This window comes from Streptomyces sp. NPDC088197 (genome assembly GCF_044741185.1).
Lineage (GTDB): Bacteria > Actinomycetota > Actinomycetes > Streptomycetales > Streptomycetaceae > Actinacidiphila.
Window position 1 is genome coordinate 198,027 of record NZ_JBIUSD010000012.1, and the last position, 15,848, is coordinate 213,874.

Consider the following 15,848-nt stretch of genomic DNA (forward strand, 5'->3'; position numbering starts at 1 on the left):
ACGCGGCCAGGGGCTTTTGCGCTGCTCATAATGGGTGGGTGACCTTGCGGATCGACATCGGCGGCCTGCCGCCCGAGCGGCTGCGGTTCGCCGCCTCCCCGCTGGCGGAGCTGACGGCGATGCTGCACGTCCTGGCGGAACCCGGACACCATCCGCGGCTCGCCGGGTGGGCCGCGGACGTGTGGGCCGCGCTGCGGCCCGAGCTGGCCGAGCGGCTGCGGGAGGCGGAGTTCTTGTGGCGGTCCTCGCGCGCCGACTTCCTGGTGCCCGCCCGGCCCCGGCCGACCCTCGCCGAGGAACTGGACGATGTGGACCGGATCGACGACGCCCGGTACGTGACCGCCGCGCTGGTCACCACCTGCGGCAGCAACCGGATCCACTTCGGCTCCCCGTCGCCGCTCACCGACGCGACCGCGCGCGAACGGGCCCTGGACCTCGCCCAGGCGCGCGGCGCGTTGCAGGAGGCGTTCGCGGAACGGCTGCTCGCGGACCCGGCCGCCGTGCGGGCGCGGGTGCGCGACACCCTCGAACAGTGCGCCGGGGCGTTCTTCGACGCCGCCTGGTCGGGGGCCGCCGTACGCATCGCCTCCGACCTGCGCCTGAAGCACGACCTGCTCAAGCGGCAGGGTCTCGGTGCGGCGCTCGCCTCGGTCTCCGGCGCGGTCGCCCTGGCGCCGGGCGGTGACCGGATCGTCGTGGACAAGCTCCAGGACAGCGCGACCGCCGCCCGCGACGACGGGGTCACCTTCATCCCGAGCGTCTTCGGCCGCCCGCACCTGGTGGCGGTGCACGCGCCCGGGTGGCGGCCGGTGGTGCAGTACCCGGTGGCCGAGCCGGGCCCGTCCGAGCAGGTGCCGATGGAGACGGTCACGCTCCGGCTGGAGGCGCTCGCGCATCCGGTACGGCTGCGGCTGCTGCGCACCCTCGCGCGCGGCCCGCACACCACCGTCGAGCTGGCCCACGCCTGGGAGCTGTCGCCCCCCGAGGTCTCCCGCCACCTCGCCGTCCTGCGCCGCGCGGGCCTGCTCACGAGCCAACGCCACGGCCGTTACGTCCGGTACACCCTCAACGCGCCCGATCTGACGTCGCTCGGCTCCGATCTGCTGGCGGCCGTCCTGCGCTGAGCGGCACCGCTCGGCGCTTGCGGCCGTCCTGCGCTGAGCGGTGCCGCTCGGAACGCCCCGCCCCAGCGGGACGCCCTCGAACGGCCGCGGCTCAGCCTTCCGCGCGGGCCACCAGATCGCCGGGGTCGGTGTTGGCCCCGCACAGCAGGACCGCCACCTTTTCGCCGGGGCGCGGCTCGTACGGCCGCCCCCCGCCGTCCTCTCCCCCGGTCGGCAGCAGCGGCGCGAAGGCGGTGGCCCCGCCCACCTCGGTGACGATCCTCAGCTCGTCCCAGAGCGTCTGGCGGGCGGCGATGATGGCCCGGTCGGGCACCAGGACGGACCGCGCGTTGTCCTGACGGCCCGCGTGGACCGCCATCTCGGTGGCGCGGCGCGCGCCGAGCGAGTCGCCCGCGACGGAGTCCACGGTCACGTCGACCGGGTGGCCGGCCTCGACGGCCGCGTGCAGCGTACGGGCGTTCTCCGGCTCCACCGCGACGGCGCGGATGCCGTGCTCGCGCGCGGCGGTGGCGACCCCGGCGAACAGTCCGCCGCCGCCGACCGCCACAAGGACGGTGTCCAGGCCGGGAATCGCGGTACGGATCTCGTCCAGTACGGTGCCCGCCCCCGCGGCGATGTACGGGTGGTCGTAGGCATGGCTGCCCAGCGCGCCCGCGGTGGCGGTGAACTCCTCGCAGGCGGCGAGCGCTTCGGCGTACTCCTTGCCCACCAGGCGTACGTCCGCGCCGTACGCCCGCAGGCGCGCGACCTTCACCGCGGGGGCCGTCTCGGGCACGAAGACGGTGGCGGGGACGCCGAGCGCCTTGGCCGCCCACGCGCAGGCGAGCCCGGCGTTGCCGCCGGACGCGATGGTGACGCCCGCGGCCGGGAGGGTGCCGGCGGCGCTGTGCGCGAGCAGGAAATTCCGCGCGCCGCGCGCTTTGAAGGAGCCCGTGAACTGGAGGTATTCCAGGGCGAACCAGAGCTCGTAGGGCTCGCCGCCCCGGCCGCCGCCGACGAGGCCGGGGTCGGCTCTGGTGACGGCCACCGGCCTGATGTGGCCGTCGATGCGGTCGGCCGCCTGCCGGATGTCGTCATAGTCGAGGTGGCGCACGCGCTGCTCCGGGGGTTCGGGGGTTTCGGGGGTTTCGGGGGTTCGCGGTCCGATCATCGTGCCACGCGCCCGATCGGCGCCCCGCGCCGCCCAGGACGCCTGGTGGCACCCGGTCGACGTCGCCATGGAGATCCCCCCGCCGCGCGGACGGCGACGGCTGCGGCCAAAGCGGCGCCGTGCGAGGGTGCCGACCGGGGCGCGGGGGGACGCGGCCTTGCGCGGGCCCGGTCCGGCAGGCGTCTGTCTGGTGCGCCTCTCCCGTAAACCTCGGCCGGGAGGCCAGACTTGGCGGTGTGGTGAACAAGCGCAGCGCCGGGGTCCTGCTCTTCCGCGAGGTCGGCGGCGCGGACCGGGACGGCGGGATCGAGGTCCTTCTCGGGCACATGGGCGGGCCCTTCTGGGCCCGGCGCGACGCGGGCGCCTGGTCGATCGTCAAGGGCGAGTACGGGCCGGACGAAGCCGCGGTGGACGCCGCCCGGCGCGAGTTCCGGGAGGAGGTCGGCCTGCCGCTGCCCGACGGCGAACTCCTCCCGCTCGGCGAGACCGAGCAGTCCGGCGGCAAGGCCGTCACGGCCTGGGCGCTGCACGCCGACTTCGACCCGGCCCTCGCCGTGCCCGGCACCTTCACGATGGAGTGGCCGAAGGGGTCGGGCCGCCTCCAGGAGTTCCCGGAGATCGACCGGGTGGCCTGGCTCGGTCTGCCGCAGGCCCACGAGAAGATCGTGGAGGGGCAGCGCGTCTTCCTCGACCGCCTGGCCGCGCTGCGCGCCGGTTGACGAAGGGCATACGGGGCCGCCCCCACCGGCCCTACGGCGTCGGCCCGTCGAGCGACCGCCGCCTGCCGCCCAGAAAGGCCCGCTCGGCCGCGTTGTCGGTCCGCTCAAGCGCCGCGTCGTAGGCCGCCGCGGCCTCCCGCGTACGGCCCAGGCGGCGCAACAGGTCGGCGCGGACGGCGTGCAGGACGTGGTAGCCGTCCAGGTCGAGGCGGTCGACGAGGGCGAGCGCCGCCGCCGGTCCCTGGACCTCGGCCACCGCGACCGCGCGGTTGAGGGCGACGACCGGGCCGGGGGCGACCGCGAGCAACTGGTCGTACAGCGTCACGATCTGCGGCCAGTCCGTGGCCGCCGCCGTCGGCGCGTCGCTGTGCACGGCGTTGATCGCCGCCTGGATCTGGTACGGACCCGGCTGCCCCCGCCGCAGGCACTGCCGTACGAGATCCTGGCCCTCCGCGATCAGGGCGCGGTCCCACCGGCTCCGGTCCTGGTCGGCGAGGAGGACGAGGCCGCCGTCCCCGGCGGTGCGCGCCGCCTCCCGCGACCGGGTGAGCAGCATCAGCGCCAGCAGGCCGGGCACTTCGGGCTCGTCGGGCATCAGCGCGTGCAGCAGGCGGCCGAGCCGTACCGCCTCGGCGCACAGGTCGGCGCGGACCAGCCGGTCGCCCGAACCGGCCGTGTGGCCCTCGTTGAAGATCAGATAGACGACCGCGAGCACCGCGCGGAGCCGGTCGGGCAGGTCGGCGTCGGACGGGACGCGGTACGGAATGCGCGCGTCGCGGATCTTGCCCTTGGCCCGCACCAGCCGCTGCGCCATGGTCGGCTCGGGCACCAGGAAGGCCCGCGCGATCTCGGCCGTGGTCAGCCCGCCGAGCAGCCGCAGCGTCAGGGCGGTCCTGGCCGCCGGGGAGAGGGCCGGGTGGCAGCAGGTGAAGATCAGCCGCAGCCGGTCGTCGTGCACGGGGCCCTCCTCTCGCGCCGGTTCCCGGTCGGCCCGCAGCAGCGCGGCCTGGGCCTGGTGGTCCGCGCGGGAGGACTCGCGGCGCAGCCGGTCGATCGCGCGGTTGCGCGCCGTGGTGATGATCCAGCCCGCCGGGCTCGGCGGCACCCCGTCGGCCGGCCAGCGCCGTACCGCCGTGGTGAACGCGTCCTGGACCGCCTCCTCGGCGATGTCGATGTCGCCGAAGGAGCGGACGAGGACGGCGACGGCGCGGCCGTACTGCTCGCGGAAGACGCGGGCGACCTCCGGCTCGGGCGCCGCCCCCTTTCCCGGCCCGTACGCCGCCCGTGGCTCCGGCTCCGGCCCCTCGTAGGGCGGCCGTCGCTCCGGCTCGCGCGTCATGCCGACGTCACTCGGACGGCCCGTACCGGAGCGGCCTGACCTCGATCGGGAGGGTCGTCGCGCGGGCGAGCGCGCGGCCCCACGCGAGGGCGGCGTCCAGGTCGGGCGCCTCGACGATCGTGAAGCCGCCGAGGTGCTCCTTGCCCTCGACGTACGGGCCGTCCGTGGTCAGGATGTCGTCGCCCTTGTGCCGCAGCACGGTGGCCGTGCCCGCGGGGAACAGGCCCGCGGCGAAGACCCAGGCCCCGGCGTCCTTCATCTCGGCGTTGAGCGTGTCGAGGTCGCGCCGGATCGGGGCGAGGAATTCGGCGGACGGCGGCTCGTCGGTGTCGGGCTGGTAGACGCTGAGCAGATATTGCGGCATGGGGTGCCTCCCGGGTCCGTACCGGGCTCCTGCCCGGTTCCTGCGGCCGGTGCGCCGACCGGCTCTCACTGTCCATACGAACGGGTCGGGCCCGGATCGACATCTCGGCTGTTGTTGAATGGTGGACGGCCCGCCGCCGACCGAGGGCGTGCCCGGTGAGGTCCGGCCCGAGGTGAGGCAATCAACAGGTGAGTGCGCGTCCCGTGTCCCTGAGGAGTCTGATACCGGCGGTCTTCCTGCCGGTCCTGATCTTCGAGACGGGCATGGGCGCCCTCGCTCCGGTGCTCGCGCTCAGCGGCAGAGCGCTCGGCGCGAGCGTCGGCAGCGCCGGGCTGGTACTGGCGCTGCTCGGCGTCGGGCAGATCCTCGGCGACGTGCCGGCCGGCGCGCTGGCGGCGCGGCTCGGCGACCGCAAGGCGATGCTGGTCGCCTCCGGGGTCACGGCGGTGACGCTGTCCGGCTGCGCGCTGGCCCGCAGCGTGTGGCAGCTCGCGGCGGCCGTGACCGTCACCGGCGCCTCCAACGCGGTCTTCATCCTGGCCAGACAGTCGTATCTCACCGAGGTCGTGCCCACCGGGCTGCGCGCGCGGGCGATGTCCACACTCGGCGGTATGTCGCGCGTCGGCGCCTTCGTCGGGCCGTTCCTCGGCGCGGCCGTGCTCACCAGGTTCCCGGTGCACGACATCTACTGGCTGGCGCTGCTGTGCACGGCGGTGACGGTCGTGGTGCTGCTGACCGTGCGCGACGTCGCGGACCCGGCGGCGGGGGCCGTGCGGGAGACCGCCTCGGTACGGTCGGTGCTGCGCGGCCACCGCCGGGTCTTCCTGACGCTGGGCCTGGCCGTCCTGCTGGTGGCCTCGGTCCGCGCGACCCGGCAGACGGTGCTGCCGCTGTGGGCCGACCATCTGGGTCTGAGCCCTTCGTCCACCAGTGTGGTCTTCGGGATCGCGGGGCTGGTCGACACCCTGACCTTCTATCCGTCGGGGCAGGTGATGGACCGGGCGGGCCGGCTGTGGATCGCCGTGCCGTCCATGGTGGTGCTGGGCTGCGCGCAGGCCGCGCTGCCGCTGACCCACAGCCTGGCGTCGCTGACCGTCGTCGCCATGCTGATGGGCTTCGGCAACGGGATCGGCAGCGGCATCCTCATGACCCTCGGCGCCGATGTCGCGCCGCCGCGCGCCCGCTCGCAGTTCCTCGGTGTGTGGCGGCTGTGCGCGGACTCCGGCGCGGCGGGCGGCCCGCTGGTCGTCTCGGCCGCCGCCGCCCTCGGCAGCCTCGCGGCCGGGATCGCCCTCATGGGCGCGGTCGGCCTCGCGGCGGCGGGCGCGCTGCTGCGCTGGGTGCCGCGCTATTCGGCCTACGCGACAACCGGTACCCGCCGGTTGAGCACACGGGTCGCGGGCGGCGCGGCCCCCGCCCCCGTACCCGAGCCGCGCCCGCCGGGGGACGCGTCCGGGCAGCCGGAGCATCCGGTCCGGGGCAGGGGCGAACCTCCGCGTACGTGAGGGCCGCCCCCTCGTACGCGGAGCGGACGGCGGCCCGCGGTGTGCCCACGTACCCTGGTCAGACCGCCCGTTCGGCCAGGAACGCCTCCCAGGTGCGCTCGCCGACGGTGGCGCCCTCAGTCGTCAGATTCTCCCCGTCCCGGTACACGCGCCCGGCCTTGCCCGGCATCGGGACCGGCATGATCGGGCGGCGCTTGCCGACCGCCTGGAGGTAGCCGCGGGCCGCCTCGGCCAGCGTGTAGACGGTGGGACCCACCATGTCGGGAACCCGCCCCGCGGGCTCGGCGAGGGCCAACTCCACCATGCGGGCGGCGACTTCGCGTGAGTCGACCGGCTGGAGCCGCATCACGCCGGGGATCGGCAGCACCGGCAGCTTGGCCATCTTCCCGATCACGGTGAAGGCGAACTCGTGGAACTGCGCGGCGCGCAGCGTCGTCCACGGCAGCCCGGACTCGGCCACCATCCGCTCGGCGGCCAGTTTCACCTTGAAGTAGCCGAGGGGGACCTTGTCCGCCGCGACGACCGAGATGTAGACGAAGTGCCGTACGCCCGCGGCCGACGCGGCGGTCAGCAGGGCGCGGGTGGACTTGTCGTCGCTCTTCGCGTCGCCCGCGAGGTGCAGGACGGTCTCGATGCCGTCCACCGCCGCGTCGATTCCCTCGCCCGTGAGCAGGTCGCCGGTGACGTACTCGACGCCGTCGCCGGACGCGTGGGCCGTACGGCTCAGCACCCGGGGTTTGGTGCCCGCCTCCGGCAGGAGCGGGATCACGTGCCGCCCGAGGGTGCCCGTACCGCCGGTGACCAGGATGGATGCTGTCATGACGTCTTCTCCGTGTTCGTCTGGCGAGTCGTCCGGCGGTCTCGTTCGGAGCCGGAATCCGATGGTCTGTCGCGGGGCCACCGTGGGGACACGGCGGGGAGACCGCAGGTCCCCACTAGCTGAGGCCGCCGTCCGCGCGGAGATTCTGGCCGGTGAGCCAGCGGGCGGCGGGGCCGGCGAGGAAGGCGACGACGTCCGCGATGTCGGCGGGGCGGCCCAGGCGGCCGAGCGGGGTGAGGTCGATGAGCGGCTGGAAGTCCGCACCCGGGTTGGCCTCGCGTAGGAGGTCGGTGTCGGTGGCGCCGGGCGAGACCGTGTTGACGGTGATGCCGCGCGCGCCGAGCTCGCGGGAGGCCACGCGGGTCAGTTGCTCGATCGCGCCCTTGCTGGCCGCGTAGGGCGCGTTCCCGGGCGCCGGGCGGAGCGTGTTGAGGGTGGAGATGTTGACGACACGGCCGTCGTCGCGCAGGTGCCTGGCCGCGTAACGCATGGTCAGGAAGGTGGACTTGGCGTTGCCCGCCATCACGCGGTCGTACATCTCCTCGTCGGTGTCGGCCAGGGGCGCGGGGGTGATGCTCAGCGCGGCGTTGTTGACCAGGATGTCCAGGCCGCCGAGGTGGCGGTCGGCGGTGGCCATCAGCCGCTCGGCGGCGCCGGGTTCCACGAGGTCGGCCCGGAGCGCCCGCGCGGTCCCGCCCGCCTCCTCGACGGTGCGTACGACATCGGCCGCGGCCTCGGCGTCGCGCGCGTAGCCGAACACGACGTCCGCGCCGTCGCGTGCGAGCCGTTCCACGATCGCCCGGCCGATGCCCCGCGAACCGCCGGTGACCACAGCGGTCTTGCCCTTGAGCACGGTCATGCAGCCCTCCCCCGGCGGCCGTTGCGGCCGCGGTCTCCGCCCCAGAACCTACGCCGGTCCGTACCGACGCGGAACAGGGCGCGCCAAGGGCGGTGCGAGCCGCGCTCACCCCGGGAGGCGGTCGCCGCCCGTGTCGCGGTCGGCCCGGTCCCGTGCGAGGGCGGGCACCAGCGACGAGTGGAGGTGGCGGGTGACCCGGCCCGGTGCGGGGGTGTGCGCGCGGTGGGGCGCGGGGACGCGCGCGTGCCCATGGACGTGGTCGCGCACGGTGGCGGGCGGCGGCTGGGCCGCGCGGTCGAAGAGGTGCTCGCCGGTGCGTTCGACGGCGGCGGTGGCGACCGTACTGGCGACCAGCAGCGCGGCCAGTGTCGTGAGGGCCAGCGGGCGGCGGCGCGGCGGCCGGCCGAGCAGGGCGTGCACCCGCGCGGGGACGTCGCTGCCGGTGGCCGCCGCGACGGGCGCGGTTCCGGCGGCCGGGTGCGGCGCGTCGTGCTGGAGCAGCGCCGCGCGGGCGATGGTCCTGGCGACGAGCTGCCGGTCGCCGACGCTGCGGGCGGCGTCCTCGTCCGCCCAGCGCTCGACGGCTTGACCGGCCGCCTTGGCGGTACGGCGCAGCAACGGGTTGACGCCCGCGGCCAGTTCGGCGGCGAGGATCCACCAGACGTGCCGGTGGTTGAGGTGGGAGTGCTCGTGGGCGAGGACGACCTGCCGCTCCTGCGGGGTGAGCGCCCTGAGCAGGCCGGTGGTGATGACGATGCGCGCGGCGGGGGCGGGGGTGGTGAAGGCGTCGGGCCACGCGTTGTCGACGACGAGCACGGGGTCGGCGGTGCGCGGGCCGCGGGCGATCCGGTAGACGGCGGCCAGCGCGCGCAGTCGGCGGACGACGGTGAGCGAGGCGTGCGCGACGGCCGCGGCCAGCAGGACGAGGCTGGCCGCCGCCAGCGGGTCGGGCACGGGGTCGAGGGCGTCGAGGCGCTTGGGCGACCACGGTCCGAGCGCGGCGATCGCGGGCACCTGTCCGAGCCAGGTGAAGCCCAGCTCGCCGAGGACGAACAGGGTCGAGGCGGCCACCGCGAGCGCGGCGGGCACGAGCAGCCGGGTGGCCGTGGCGGGCGGCAGCAGCTTCCCGAGCCGGGGCGCGGTGAGCGCGAACAGCAGGCAGACGAGGGTGGTCGCACAGACGGCTCCGGTCACGCCGCCTCCCCGGTGTCGGCCGCCCACCGCCGGTCCGGGGGTGCCGGACGGCGCGACGCGGTCGAGCAGGTCGGGTCCTGGGGCGTCGATCCGCACGACGCGGTCGAGTCGGTCGGGTCCGGGTACGCCGATCCGGGCACGGCGGTCGGGTCTTGAGGCATCGGCCCGCGCACAGCGGTCGGGTCCGGGGAGGCCGAACGGCGCGACGCGGTCGGGTCCCTGGGCGCCGATCCGCGCACGGCGGTCGCGCCCGCCGCGTGCCGCCCGTTCGTCGCGTCCACCGCTGTCAGCACCTTCACCGCTTTCCGTCCGGCTCCGGTCCGTCAGACGGATCGGCCGCGCCGTCGGTTGCCTCGCCGTCCCGGCGACTTTCGGGGCCCGGCGGGTCGAGGAGGCTGCGCAGGAGGTGTTCGTCGGCGGCCTTGAGCGTGCCGACGAAGCGGACCAGCACACCGGCGCGGTCGTCGTCGGCGTCGAGCAGTCGCTGCATGCGCTGCGCGGTGACCTCGGCCGGGTGCGCGGGCGCGGTGTACGCGTAGCCGCGGCCCTCCTGCCGCCGGGTGACCTCGCCCTTGGCGTGCAGCCGGGTGAGCACCGTCATCACCGTCGTGTAGGCCAGCTCCCCGCCGAGCGCGTCGCGGACCTGCGCGGGGGTCATCGGTCCTGCGCCCGCGGCGAGTACGGCCTGGATGTCGCGTGCCAGACTGCCGCGGCTCCGGCGCTGAGGGGCCATCGGTGATCTCGTCTCCCCTTATTACGCTACTACAAGGTCTGTAGTAGCTTCCGGTTCCGGGTGGCTACTACAAGGAGTGTAGTAACCACCGGCATCACGGCATCACGGCGTCCCGGAGCACCGGTGCCGCCGACCGGGAGAGGGCCGACAGGGAGTGGCCGCCATGGACGGTTCGCCATGCGGATGACAGGGCCGGGCGTGTGCGTCGTCGTCATCGCCCGCGACGACGCGGAAACCGTCGGCGCCGCCGTACGGTCCGCGCTCGCGCAGGGCCCGGCCGTCACCGAGGTCGTCGCGGTGGACGACGCCTCCCGCGACCGGACGCCCGACGTCCTGGACGCGCTGGCCGCCCGCGAGCCCCGACTGCGCGTCGTGCACCGCGCCGAGAACAGCGGCGGTCGCGGCACGCCCCGCAACGACGGCGTCGCGGTCGCCACCGCCGAGTACGTGATGTTCCTCGACAGCGACGGCGTGCTGCCGGACGGCGCCGTACGCGCGCTGCTGACCGCCGCGGAGACCCACGGCACGCCGGTCACCGTCGGCGTCGCCGTCCGCCGCGAACTGCCCGGCGGCCGTGAGGTGCGCTGGCAGCCCGCGCTCTACCGCGAGGCCGCCGTCCTCGCGTCCCCCGAGGACCATCCGGAGCTCCTGCGCGACACCCTGTGCGTCAACAAGCTCTACCGGCGCGCCTTCCTCGACCGGCACCGGCTCCGCTGCCCCGAAGGCACCTTCGCCTACGAGGACTTCGTCTTCACCGCCCGCGTGCTGGCGGCGGGACCGCCGATCGCCGTCGTGCCCGACACCGTCTGCGTCCGGCGGGCGCGCCGCGAGGCCGGGGAGCCGGTCGCGCCCGCCCGCCGGGACATCGGCGACTGGGCCGCCCGCGTCGCCGCCCACCGCCAGGCCGTCGACGTCTTCACCGCCGCCCGCCGCCCCCTGCTCGCCGCCGCCTGCCGCACCAAATTCCTCGACGACGACCTGTGCCTGTACGTCCGCGAACTGCCCGGCCGCGACCCCGCGTACCAGCGCGCGTGGTGGAGACTGGCCCGCGCCTACCTGGCCTCCTTCACCGACGCCGAGCGGGCCGCGGCGGCGGCCCCCGCCCGCTGGATCGCCGCGGTGGTGCTGGCCGGTGACGCCCCGCGCGACCTGGCCCGGCTCGCGCAGCTCGCGGCGGACCCGGCCAGACTGGCCCCGCCGTACGCGCGGACGTCGGCCGGTCCCGTCTGGTCGGACGGCCTGCGCGACGTCAGGCTCGACGGGCTCGGCCAACTCCCGCTCGACGCACTGCCGTTGACGGTGGACGGCACGCTGTTCACCGGCCGTCACGGGCGACTGCGGCTGCGAATCCGCGATCTGTACGGCCGCCTCGCCGCGGTCGGCGGCCCGGTCTCCGTGGAGGTCGACGTCATCGCGCGGGACGGCGCGGAACCCGCCGTCACCACCACGGCCACGGCGTACGACGAGTGCGGTCGCTGGCGCGCCAGCGTCCCGCTCGACGTGGGCCGGCTCGCCGCCGCGGGCTGTCGCGGCACCCAGACCTGGGACGTACGGGTGCGGCTGCGGTACGCCGACGGCACGGTGACGGCCCCGCTCGCGCCGCGCGCCCAGGACTCGGGGCTGCGGCGCACGGTCACCCCCTGCGGGCGGTACGGCGTCGCGCTGATCCAGGCGTACCGGACGGCGGGCGGTTCGCTGGCACTGCGCCTGGCACCCGGCGCGCGCGGGGCCTTCGACGTGGCCCTGAGACGGCTGCGGAGCCGGTCGCGTACGACGGCGTCCGCGGTATGAACCCCGGCGGTCGGCGCCGGAGGACGACGGAGCGACGAGATGCCGAAAACTACTACAGAGAACGTAGTAGGATGCGCCGGGAGACGATCTGAGGCATACGAGCAAGCGGGACACGGTGCTGACCTCCTCCTCCGCGGCCATCGACACACCCCCAGCGGCGCCGCCCGCCGGTCCGCCGCGCCGCCCGGCGCTCCGGGCCGCCGCGACACCGCTGGCGGCGCTGCTCGCGGCGGCCGTCTCCATGGGTGCCTACTGCCTGGCGCTGGCCGTGCACGGGACGTACCCGTTCGGACCGAGATCGCGGGCCGTCAACGACCTCGGCAACCAATTCGTGCCGTACCACGCCCACTTGTGGGACCTGATGCACGGCCGCGCCACCGGCGACCTGATCGTCAACTGGGGCAGCGGATACGGCGTCCCCTTCCTCGCCGACTTCTTCACCTATCTGATGAACCCGTTCTCCTGGCTGGTCGGGCTCTTCCCGCGCGACGCCGTCAACGCGGCCGTCTTCACGGCCACGGTGCTGAGCATCGGACTCGGCGCGGCCCTGATGACGGTCTACCTCGGCAGGCTGCGGCCGGGCTCGCCGTGGCTGCGCGCGCTGCTCGCGGTCGGCTACGCGGTGAGCACCTGGACGGTCTCGGACGGCTTCGGCGACCCCATGTGGATGTGGGGCCTGTCGTCCTTCCCGCTGCTCGGCATCGCCTACGACTGGTGTCTGCACAACCGCCGTTGGGTGCCCGCGACGCTGGTGATCACCCTGTGCTGGGCGGCGAACTTCTACACCGCGGCCATGGCGACCCTCGGCATGGGTCTGGTCCTCGGCGCCCGCCTGCTGCTCGACTCCCGTCCGGTGCGGGACCGTTGGCGCGCACTGCTGCGCGCCGCGGCGGCGACCGCGACCGGCCTGCTGCTGGCCGCGCCCGTGCTGACGGTGAGTTACACCGCCAGCAAGGCGTCCCAGCCCGCCGAGCCCCAGGACTACACGCCGCCCGCCGCCCTCGACTACCTCGCGCACCTGCTGCCCGGCGGCCTCTACCCGTCCGCCCCGCGGATCTCCGTCGGACTGCTGCCGCTGCTGCTCGTGCTCGCCTTCCCCTTCATGCGGCGGGTGCCTGGCAGGGAACGCGCGGTCTGGACCGGGCTGCTGGTCCTGGTGGCCCTGTCGTACGTCTGGAAGCCGACGGTCCTGCTGTGGCACGGCCTGGCCATGCCCAACGGCAGCCCCTACCGCGCCGCCATCGCGCTGACGTCCATGCTGGTGGCGGTCGCCTGGCTGGCGCTCTCCCGCAGGCCACGCCCACGTGAACTGCTCGCGGGCGGGGCCGCGTTGGCGGTCCTGCTCGCCGTGGTGAGCGGCGGCCACTACTTCACGCGCGGCGAGTGGATCCTGATCCTCGCCGACAGCGCCCTCGTCCTCGGCCTTCTGCTGCTGCTCGCCCGCCACCGGACCGACCGCCGGGTACGTATCGGCGTGTTCGCCGCGCTGACCTGCTCGGTCTTCCTCGCCACCGCCTACAGCGTCTTCTCCGTCAGCGTGATCAGGGACGACAACCCCCGGTGGACGCCGAGGGAGACGATCAGCGCCGCGTCGCTCACCGCGCACGCGGCGGTCGGCGCGCGGGACGACTGGCCCGCGACCCGCACCGACCCCGGTCCGCACCAGTACACCGCCAACGACCCGCTGCTGCTCGGCGGCGAGGGCGGCTCGTACTACAGCAGCTATCTGCCCGCGCGGACCGCGGCCACCCTCCAGGCCCTCGGCTCCGCCTGGACCATGAGGGGCCGTCACATCTACGGCCTCGACGACCCGGTGGGCCGGGCGATCATGGGAGTGAGCAGTTCCCTCGGCATTGTGCCCGGCGCGCCGAGCGCCGTCGCCCAGCACACCGCGCCCGCTCCCCCGATCGTCACCCTCAGGCCCGGCGCCGCCTTCGACGGCGCCGTCCGCGACACCTCGGTCTTCGCCCGGCAGCAGCGCGTGCTCGGCGCCCGGGTCTACCGCGTGCCGCTGCTCTCTCCCGGCTCCGGGCCCCGGCCCGTCCCCGAGCCGAACGGCACCTGGCGGCTGCCGGGCAACGCCAAGGGCGCGGCCTGGACGTCGTTCACCGCGACCTGCGCGCCGGGCACCCTCGCGTATCTGTACGTGCCCTGGTTCTCCGGCCCGGTCCGTGCGAACGGCGCCGAGTACCGGGCGGTCGGCGTCCACGACCTGGCCGCCAACGGGATCATGCCGCTCGGCGCCGTGCCCGCGAGCGGCCGGATCCGGCTGGCGCTGGGCACCACCACCGCGCAGGACATCCCGCGGTTCCCGGTCGGCTGCCTCGACCAGGGCGCGCTGCGGCGCGCGGTCACGAAGCTGCGGGCCACCGGCCCGGCCGAGGTCACGGCGGGCGGCCATACGATCACGGCCGCCTTCCGCCGGGGCGGCCACGGCACCGCGGTCCTCGCCGTGCCCGCCGTGACCGGCTGGCGCTGTTCGGTCGACGGCGGGGCGTCGGCGGCCCCCCGCACCCTCGGCGGCCTCATCGCCGTGGATCTGGGCGGCGGTTCGCGGGTCTCCTGCTCGTTCCGCACACCCGGTCTGAACGCCGGGCTCCCGGCCTCCGGCCTCGCCCTGGCCGTGCTGCTCGCGGTCGGCGTCGGCGGCCGGTTCCGCGACCGCTCGGGGCGCGACGGCTCCTCGGGTACCGCCGGACGCACCCTCGCACGACGGCTCTTCCCCCAACGCCCCACGCGAGACGGGCTCTTGGACGGATCCGTGCTCCGCGGAACCGCCCTCGGTCTCCGTCGCCCCGGGAGGCGCGCATGACGAAGCTCTCGGTCGTCGTGCCCTGTGACGACGAGGAGGCGATCATCGACCGCTTCGACGCGCAGACCCGTGCCGTCCTCGGCGTGCTCTCCGCGGCCGGGGTCACGGTGGACGCGCTGGTCACCGGGGTCGACGCGCCCGGTTGTGTCACCCTGGTCGCCATCATCGTGGGCATGGGCGGCGTCCAGATGGTGATGCCCGGCCTGATCGGCGAGTACATCGGCCGGATCTCCTACGAGACCAAGCGCCGCCCGCACTTCCTGGTCAAGGAGGCCCACCATCCGTCGTCGCTGGCGCCGGAACCGCTGGACGCCCTCCGGCACCGGCGGCAGCGGGAGCTCCGGCACGGCAGGGTGATCTGACGGTGTATCACCCTGTCGCGCCGCGGCCCCCGCTGCCGCCGCGCCGACACCGTACGCCCGCATGGGCGCGGAGTTCGGGGCCGTCGACCGTCAACTCTTGCGTTTCCACGCCTGGTTGCTGCCGCCGTTGCACGGGTGGAGCTTGATCGGAGTGCCGTCGGAGGTCGCGGCCATCCATACGTCGACGCACAGGCCCGACTGGTCGCCGCGGATCACGCCGCCGCTCAGCGTGAACTGCTGCGCCGGATTGCCGCTGCAATAGGCGATCTGGACGATCGTCCCGTCGTCCGTGCTGCCCCAAGCGGCGTCCATGCACAGGCCCTTGCTGCGGATCGTGCCGTCGGAGGCGAAGGTCCACTGCTCGTTGACGTTGCCGTTGCAGGTCCACAGTTGCAGGTGGGTGCCGTCCGAACCGGCCGAGGCGTTCAGGCACTTGCCCGACCCGCCGCTGACCAGGAAGTCGCCGACCCTGGCCGGAGCGGGCGGCGCGGCGGCCTTGGTCGCCTTCGCCGGCGGCTTGGCGGTCTGCCTGGTCGCCGGGCTCGTGGCCTTCTTCGTCGCCTGGGTGCGCGGGGCGCCACCCCCTGATCCGGCCGAGCCCCCCGAGCCGCCGGAACCGCTGGAGTTCCCGGCGGGCGGGGCGGCGGCGTGCTTGGCCGCGGGCGGCCTGGTCGTCGGCGACGGGCTCGTCGTGGTCACCGCCGCCTCGGGGGTGGTGGCGGTGCTCGACGGCGTCGCGCTCGGCGACTCGGTCCGCGCGGCGGCGACCACCGTGTCCGACGTGCGGCCGCCGTCGCCGCCGTTGTCGCCGCCGAGGGCGCCGAGCAGCGGGACGACGAGCACGCAGACGGCCGTCACCGCCGCGGCGCCGCCGAGCGTGCCCCACACGCGCACGCCGGGCACCAGGCCGCGGCGGGGCACGGAGGCGTGCTCGGCGAAGGTGGCGGAGAAGTCCGAGGCGGCGGGCGGCGGCGCGGACGCGGGCTTGTCCAGGGCGGGCGGCGGGAGGTCGGGCGTCGGCACGGGGGGTCTCCGGGGGGGGATGTCGGGCGCGGGGGCGGGGTGTTCGCTCGGGG

At 75.2% G+C, this 15,848-nt stretch carries 14 protein-coding genes and 1 pseudogene; 6 read left to right on the forward strand and 9 right to left on the reverse strand.

Annotation, left to right across the window (positions count from 1 at the left end):
• The first annotated feature begins 38 nt into the window (after window positions 1-38).
• Window positions 39-1,124, forward strand: coding sequence for a DUF5937 family protein (locus tag ACIOC1_RS26410; RefSeq protein ID WP_391119019.1), 1,086 nt, complete (start codon window positions 39-41; stop codon window positions 1,122-1,124).
• 91 nt (window positions 1,125-1,215) lie between these two features.
• Here the strand turns inward: ACIOC1_RS26410 and ACIOC1_RS26415 are convergent, their stop codons facing one another.
• Window positions 1,216-2,274 (reverse strand): threonine/serine dehydratase, encoded by a 1,059-nt coding sequence (locus ACIOC1_RS26415; protein ID WP_401856552.1) that lies wholly within the window; start codon window positions 2,272-2,274, stop codon window positions 1,216-1,218.
• A gap of 236 nt (window positions 2,275-2,510) precedes the next feature.
• On the opposite strand from ACIOC1_RS26415, the gene ACIOC1_RS26420 reads away from it, so the two are divergent.
• Window positions 2,511-2,993, forward strand: a complete 483-nt coding sequence (locus ACIOC1_RS26420) for an NUDIX domain-containing protein (RefSeq protein ID WP_401718835.1) — start codon at window positions 2,511-2,513, stop codon at window positions 2,991-2,993.
• Window positions 2,994-3,024: 31 nt separating this feature from the next.
• On the opposite strand, the gene ACIOC1_RS26425 is transcribed toward ACIOC1_RS26420, so the two are convergent.
• Together ACIOC1_RS26425 and ACIOC1_RS26430 are read right to left on the reverse strand one after the other, a co-directional pair.
• Window positions 3,025-4,332, reverse strand: a complete 1,308-nt coding sequence (locus tag ACIOC1_RS26425; RefSeq protein WP_401856553.1) for an RNA polymerase sigma factor — start codon at window positions 4,330-4,332, stop codon at window positions 3,025-3,027.
• A 7-nt stretch (window positions 4,333-4,339) separates the two neighbouring features.
• Entirely contained in the window at window positions 4,340-4,696 is a 357-nt protein-coding gene (locus tag ACIOC1_RS26430; protein ID WP_401718841.1) for a YciI family protein, read from the reverse strand.
• A gap of 203 nt (window positions 4,697-4,899) precedes the next feature.
• Here ACIOC1_RS26430 and ACIOC1_RS26435 point away from each other — a divergent pair, with 203 nt between their 5' ends.
• A complete protein-coding gene (locus ACIOC1_RS26435) occupies window positions 4,900-6,201 on the forward strand; it encodes an MFS transporter (RefSeq protein ID WP_401856554.1) in 1,302 nt (433 codons plus the stop codon).
• A gap of 58 nt (window positions 6,202-6,259) precedes the next feature.
• On the opposite strand, the gene ACIOC1_RS26440 is transcribed toward ACIOC1_RS26435, so the two are convergent.
• From ACIOC1_RS26440 to ACIOC1_RS26460, 5 genes are all read right to left on the reverse strand, one after another.
• Window positions 6,260-7,021, reverse strand: coding sequence for an NAD(P)H-binding protein (locus ACIOC1_RS26440; protein WP_391045909.1), 762 nt, complete (start codon window positions 7,019-7,021; stop codon window positions 6,260-6,262).
• Window positions 7,022-7,136: 115 nt separating this feature from the next.
• Window positions 7,137-7,880 (reverse strand): SDR family NAD(P)-dependent oxidoreductase, encoded by a 744-nt coding sequence (locus ACIOC1_RS26445; protein WP_401856555.1) that lies wholly within the window; start codon window positions 7,878-7,880, stop codon window positions 7,137-7,139.
• Window positions 7,881-7,985: 105 nt separating this feature from the next.
• Window positions 7,986-9,074 carry a M56 family metallopeptidase gene (locus tag ACIOC1_RS26450; RefSeq protein WP_401856556.1) on the reverse strand — a complete coding sequence of 363 codons (1,089 nt, stop codon included), beginning with the start codon at window positions 9,072-9,074 and terminating at the stop codon, window positions 7,986-7,988.
• Complete coding sequence (locus tag ACIOC1_RS26455; RefSeq protein WP_401856557.1) at window positions 9,071-9,355, reverse strand: hypothetical protein; 285 nt, start codon at window positions 9,353-9,355, stop codon at window positions 9,071-9,073. The genes ACIOC1_RS26450 and ACIOC1_RS26455 overlap by 4 nt, the downstream gene beginning before the upstream one ends.
• A gap of 14 nt (window positions 9,356-9,369) precedes the next feature.
• Complete coding sequence (locus ACIOC1_RS26460; RefSeq protein WP_391163112.1) at window positions 9,370-9,807, reverse strand: BlaI/MecI/CopY family transcriptional regulator; 438 nt, start codon at window positions 9,805-9,807, stop codon at window positions 9,370-9,372.
• A 177-nt stretch (window positions 9,808-9,984) separates the two neighbouring features.
• Between ACIOC1_RS26460 and ACIOC1_RS26465 the strand changes: the two genes are divergently transcribed.
• The 3 genes and pseudogenes from ACIOC1_RS26465 to ACIOC1_RS26475 form a co-directional block, all read left to right on the forward strand.
• The gene (locus ACIOC1_RS26465) at window positions 9,985-11,598 is read left to right on the forward strand and encodes a glycosyltransferase family 2 protein (protein WP_401856558.1); all 1,614 of its coding nucleotides are present in this window, start codon (window positions 9,985-9,987) and stop codon (window positions 11,596-11,598) included.
• 115 nt (window positions 11,599-11,713) lie between these two features.
• A complete protein-coding gene (locus ACIOC1_RS26470; RefSeq protein ID WP_401856559.1) occupies window positions 11,714-14,410 on the forward strand; it encodes a YfhO family protein in 2,697 nt (898 codons plus the stop codon).
• A gap of 71 nt (window positions 14,411-14,481) precedes the next feature.
• Window positions 14,482-14,772, forward strand: a pseudogene (locus ACIOC1_RS26475) (hypothetical protein); the annotation flags it as partial.
• A 90-nt stretch (window positions 14,773-14,862) separates the two neighbouring features.
• On the opposite strand, the gene ACIOC1_RS26480 reads toward ACIOC1_RS26475, so the two are convergent.
• The gene (locus ACIOC1_RS26480; protein ID WP_401856560.1) at window positions 14,863-15,795 is read right to left on the reverse strand and encodes an RICIN domain-containing protein; all 933 of its coding nucleotides are present in this window, start codon (window positions 15,793-15,795) and stop codon (window positions 14,863-14,865) included.
• Between the last annotated feature and the right edge of the window lie 53 nt (window positions 15,796-15,848).

Coding starts and splice junctions, on each gene's coding strand:
- ACIOC1_RS26460 (WP_391163112.1), bottom strand. CDS start 9,807: ATGGCCCCTCAGCGCCGGAGCCGCGGCAGTCTGGCACGCGACATCCAG.
- ACIOC1_RS26430 (WP_401718841.1), bottom strand. CDS start 4,696: ATGCCGCAATATCTGCTCAGCGTCTACCAGCCCGACACCGACGAGCCG.
- ACIOC1_RS26425 (WP_401856553.1), bottom strand. CDS start 4,332: ATGACGCGCGAGCCGGAGCGACGGCCGCCCTACGAGGGGCCGGAGCCG.
- ACIOC1_RS26445 (WP_401856555.1), bottom strand. CDS start 7,880: ATGACCGTGCTCAAGGGCAAGACCGCTGTGGTCACCGGCGGTTCGCGG.
- ACIOC1_RS26440 (WP_391045909.1), bottom strand. CDS start 7,021: ATGACAGCATCCATCCTGGTCACCGGCGGTACGGGCACCCTCGGGCGG.
- ACIOC1_RS26415 (WP_401856552.1), bottom strand. CDS start 2,274: ATGATCGGACCGCGAACCCCCGAAACCCCCGAAACCCCCGAACCCCCG.
- ACIOC1_RS26465 (WP_401856558.1), top strand. CDS start 9,985: ATGCGGATGACAGGGCCGGGCGTGTGCGTCGTCGTCATCGCCCGCGAC.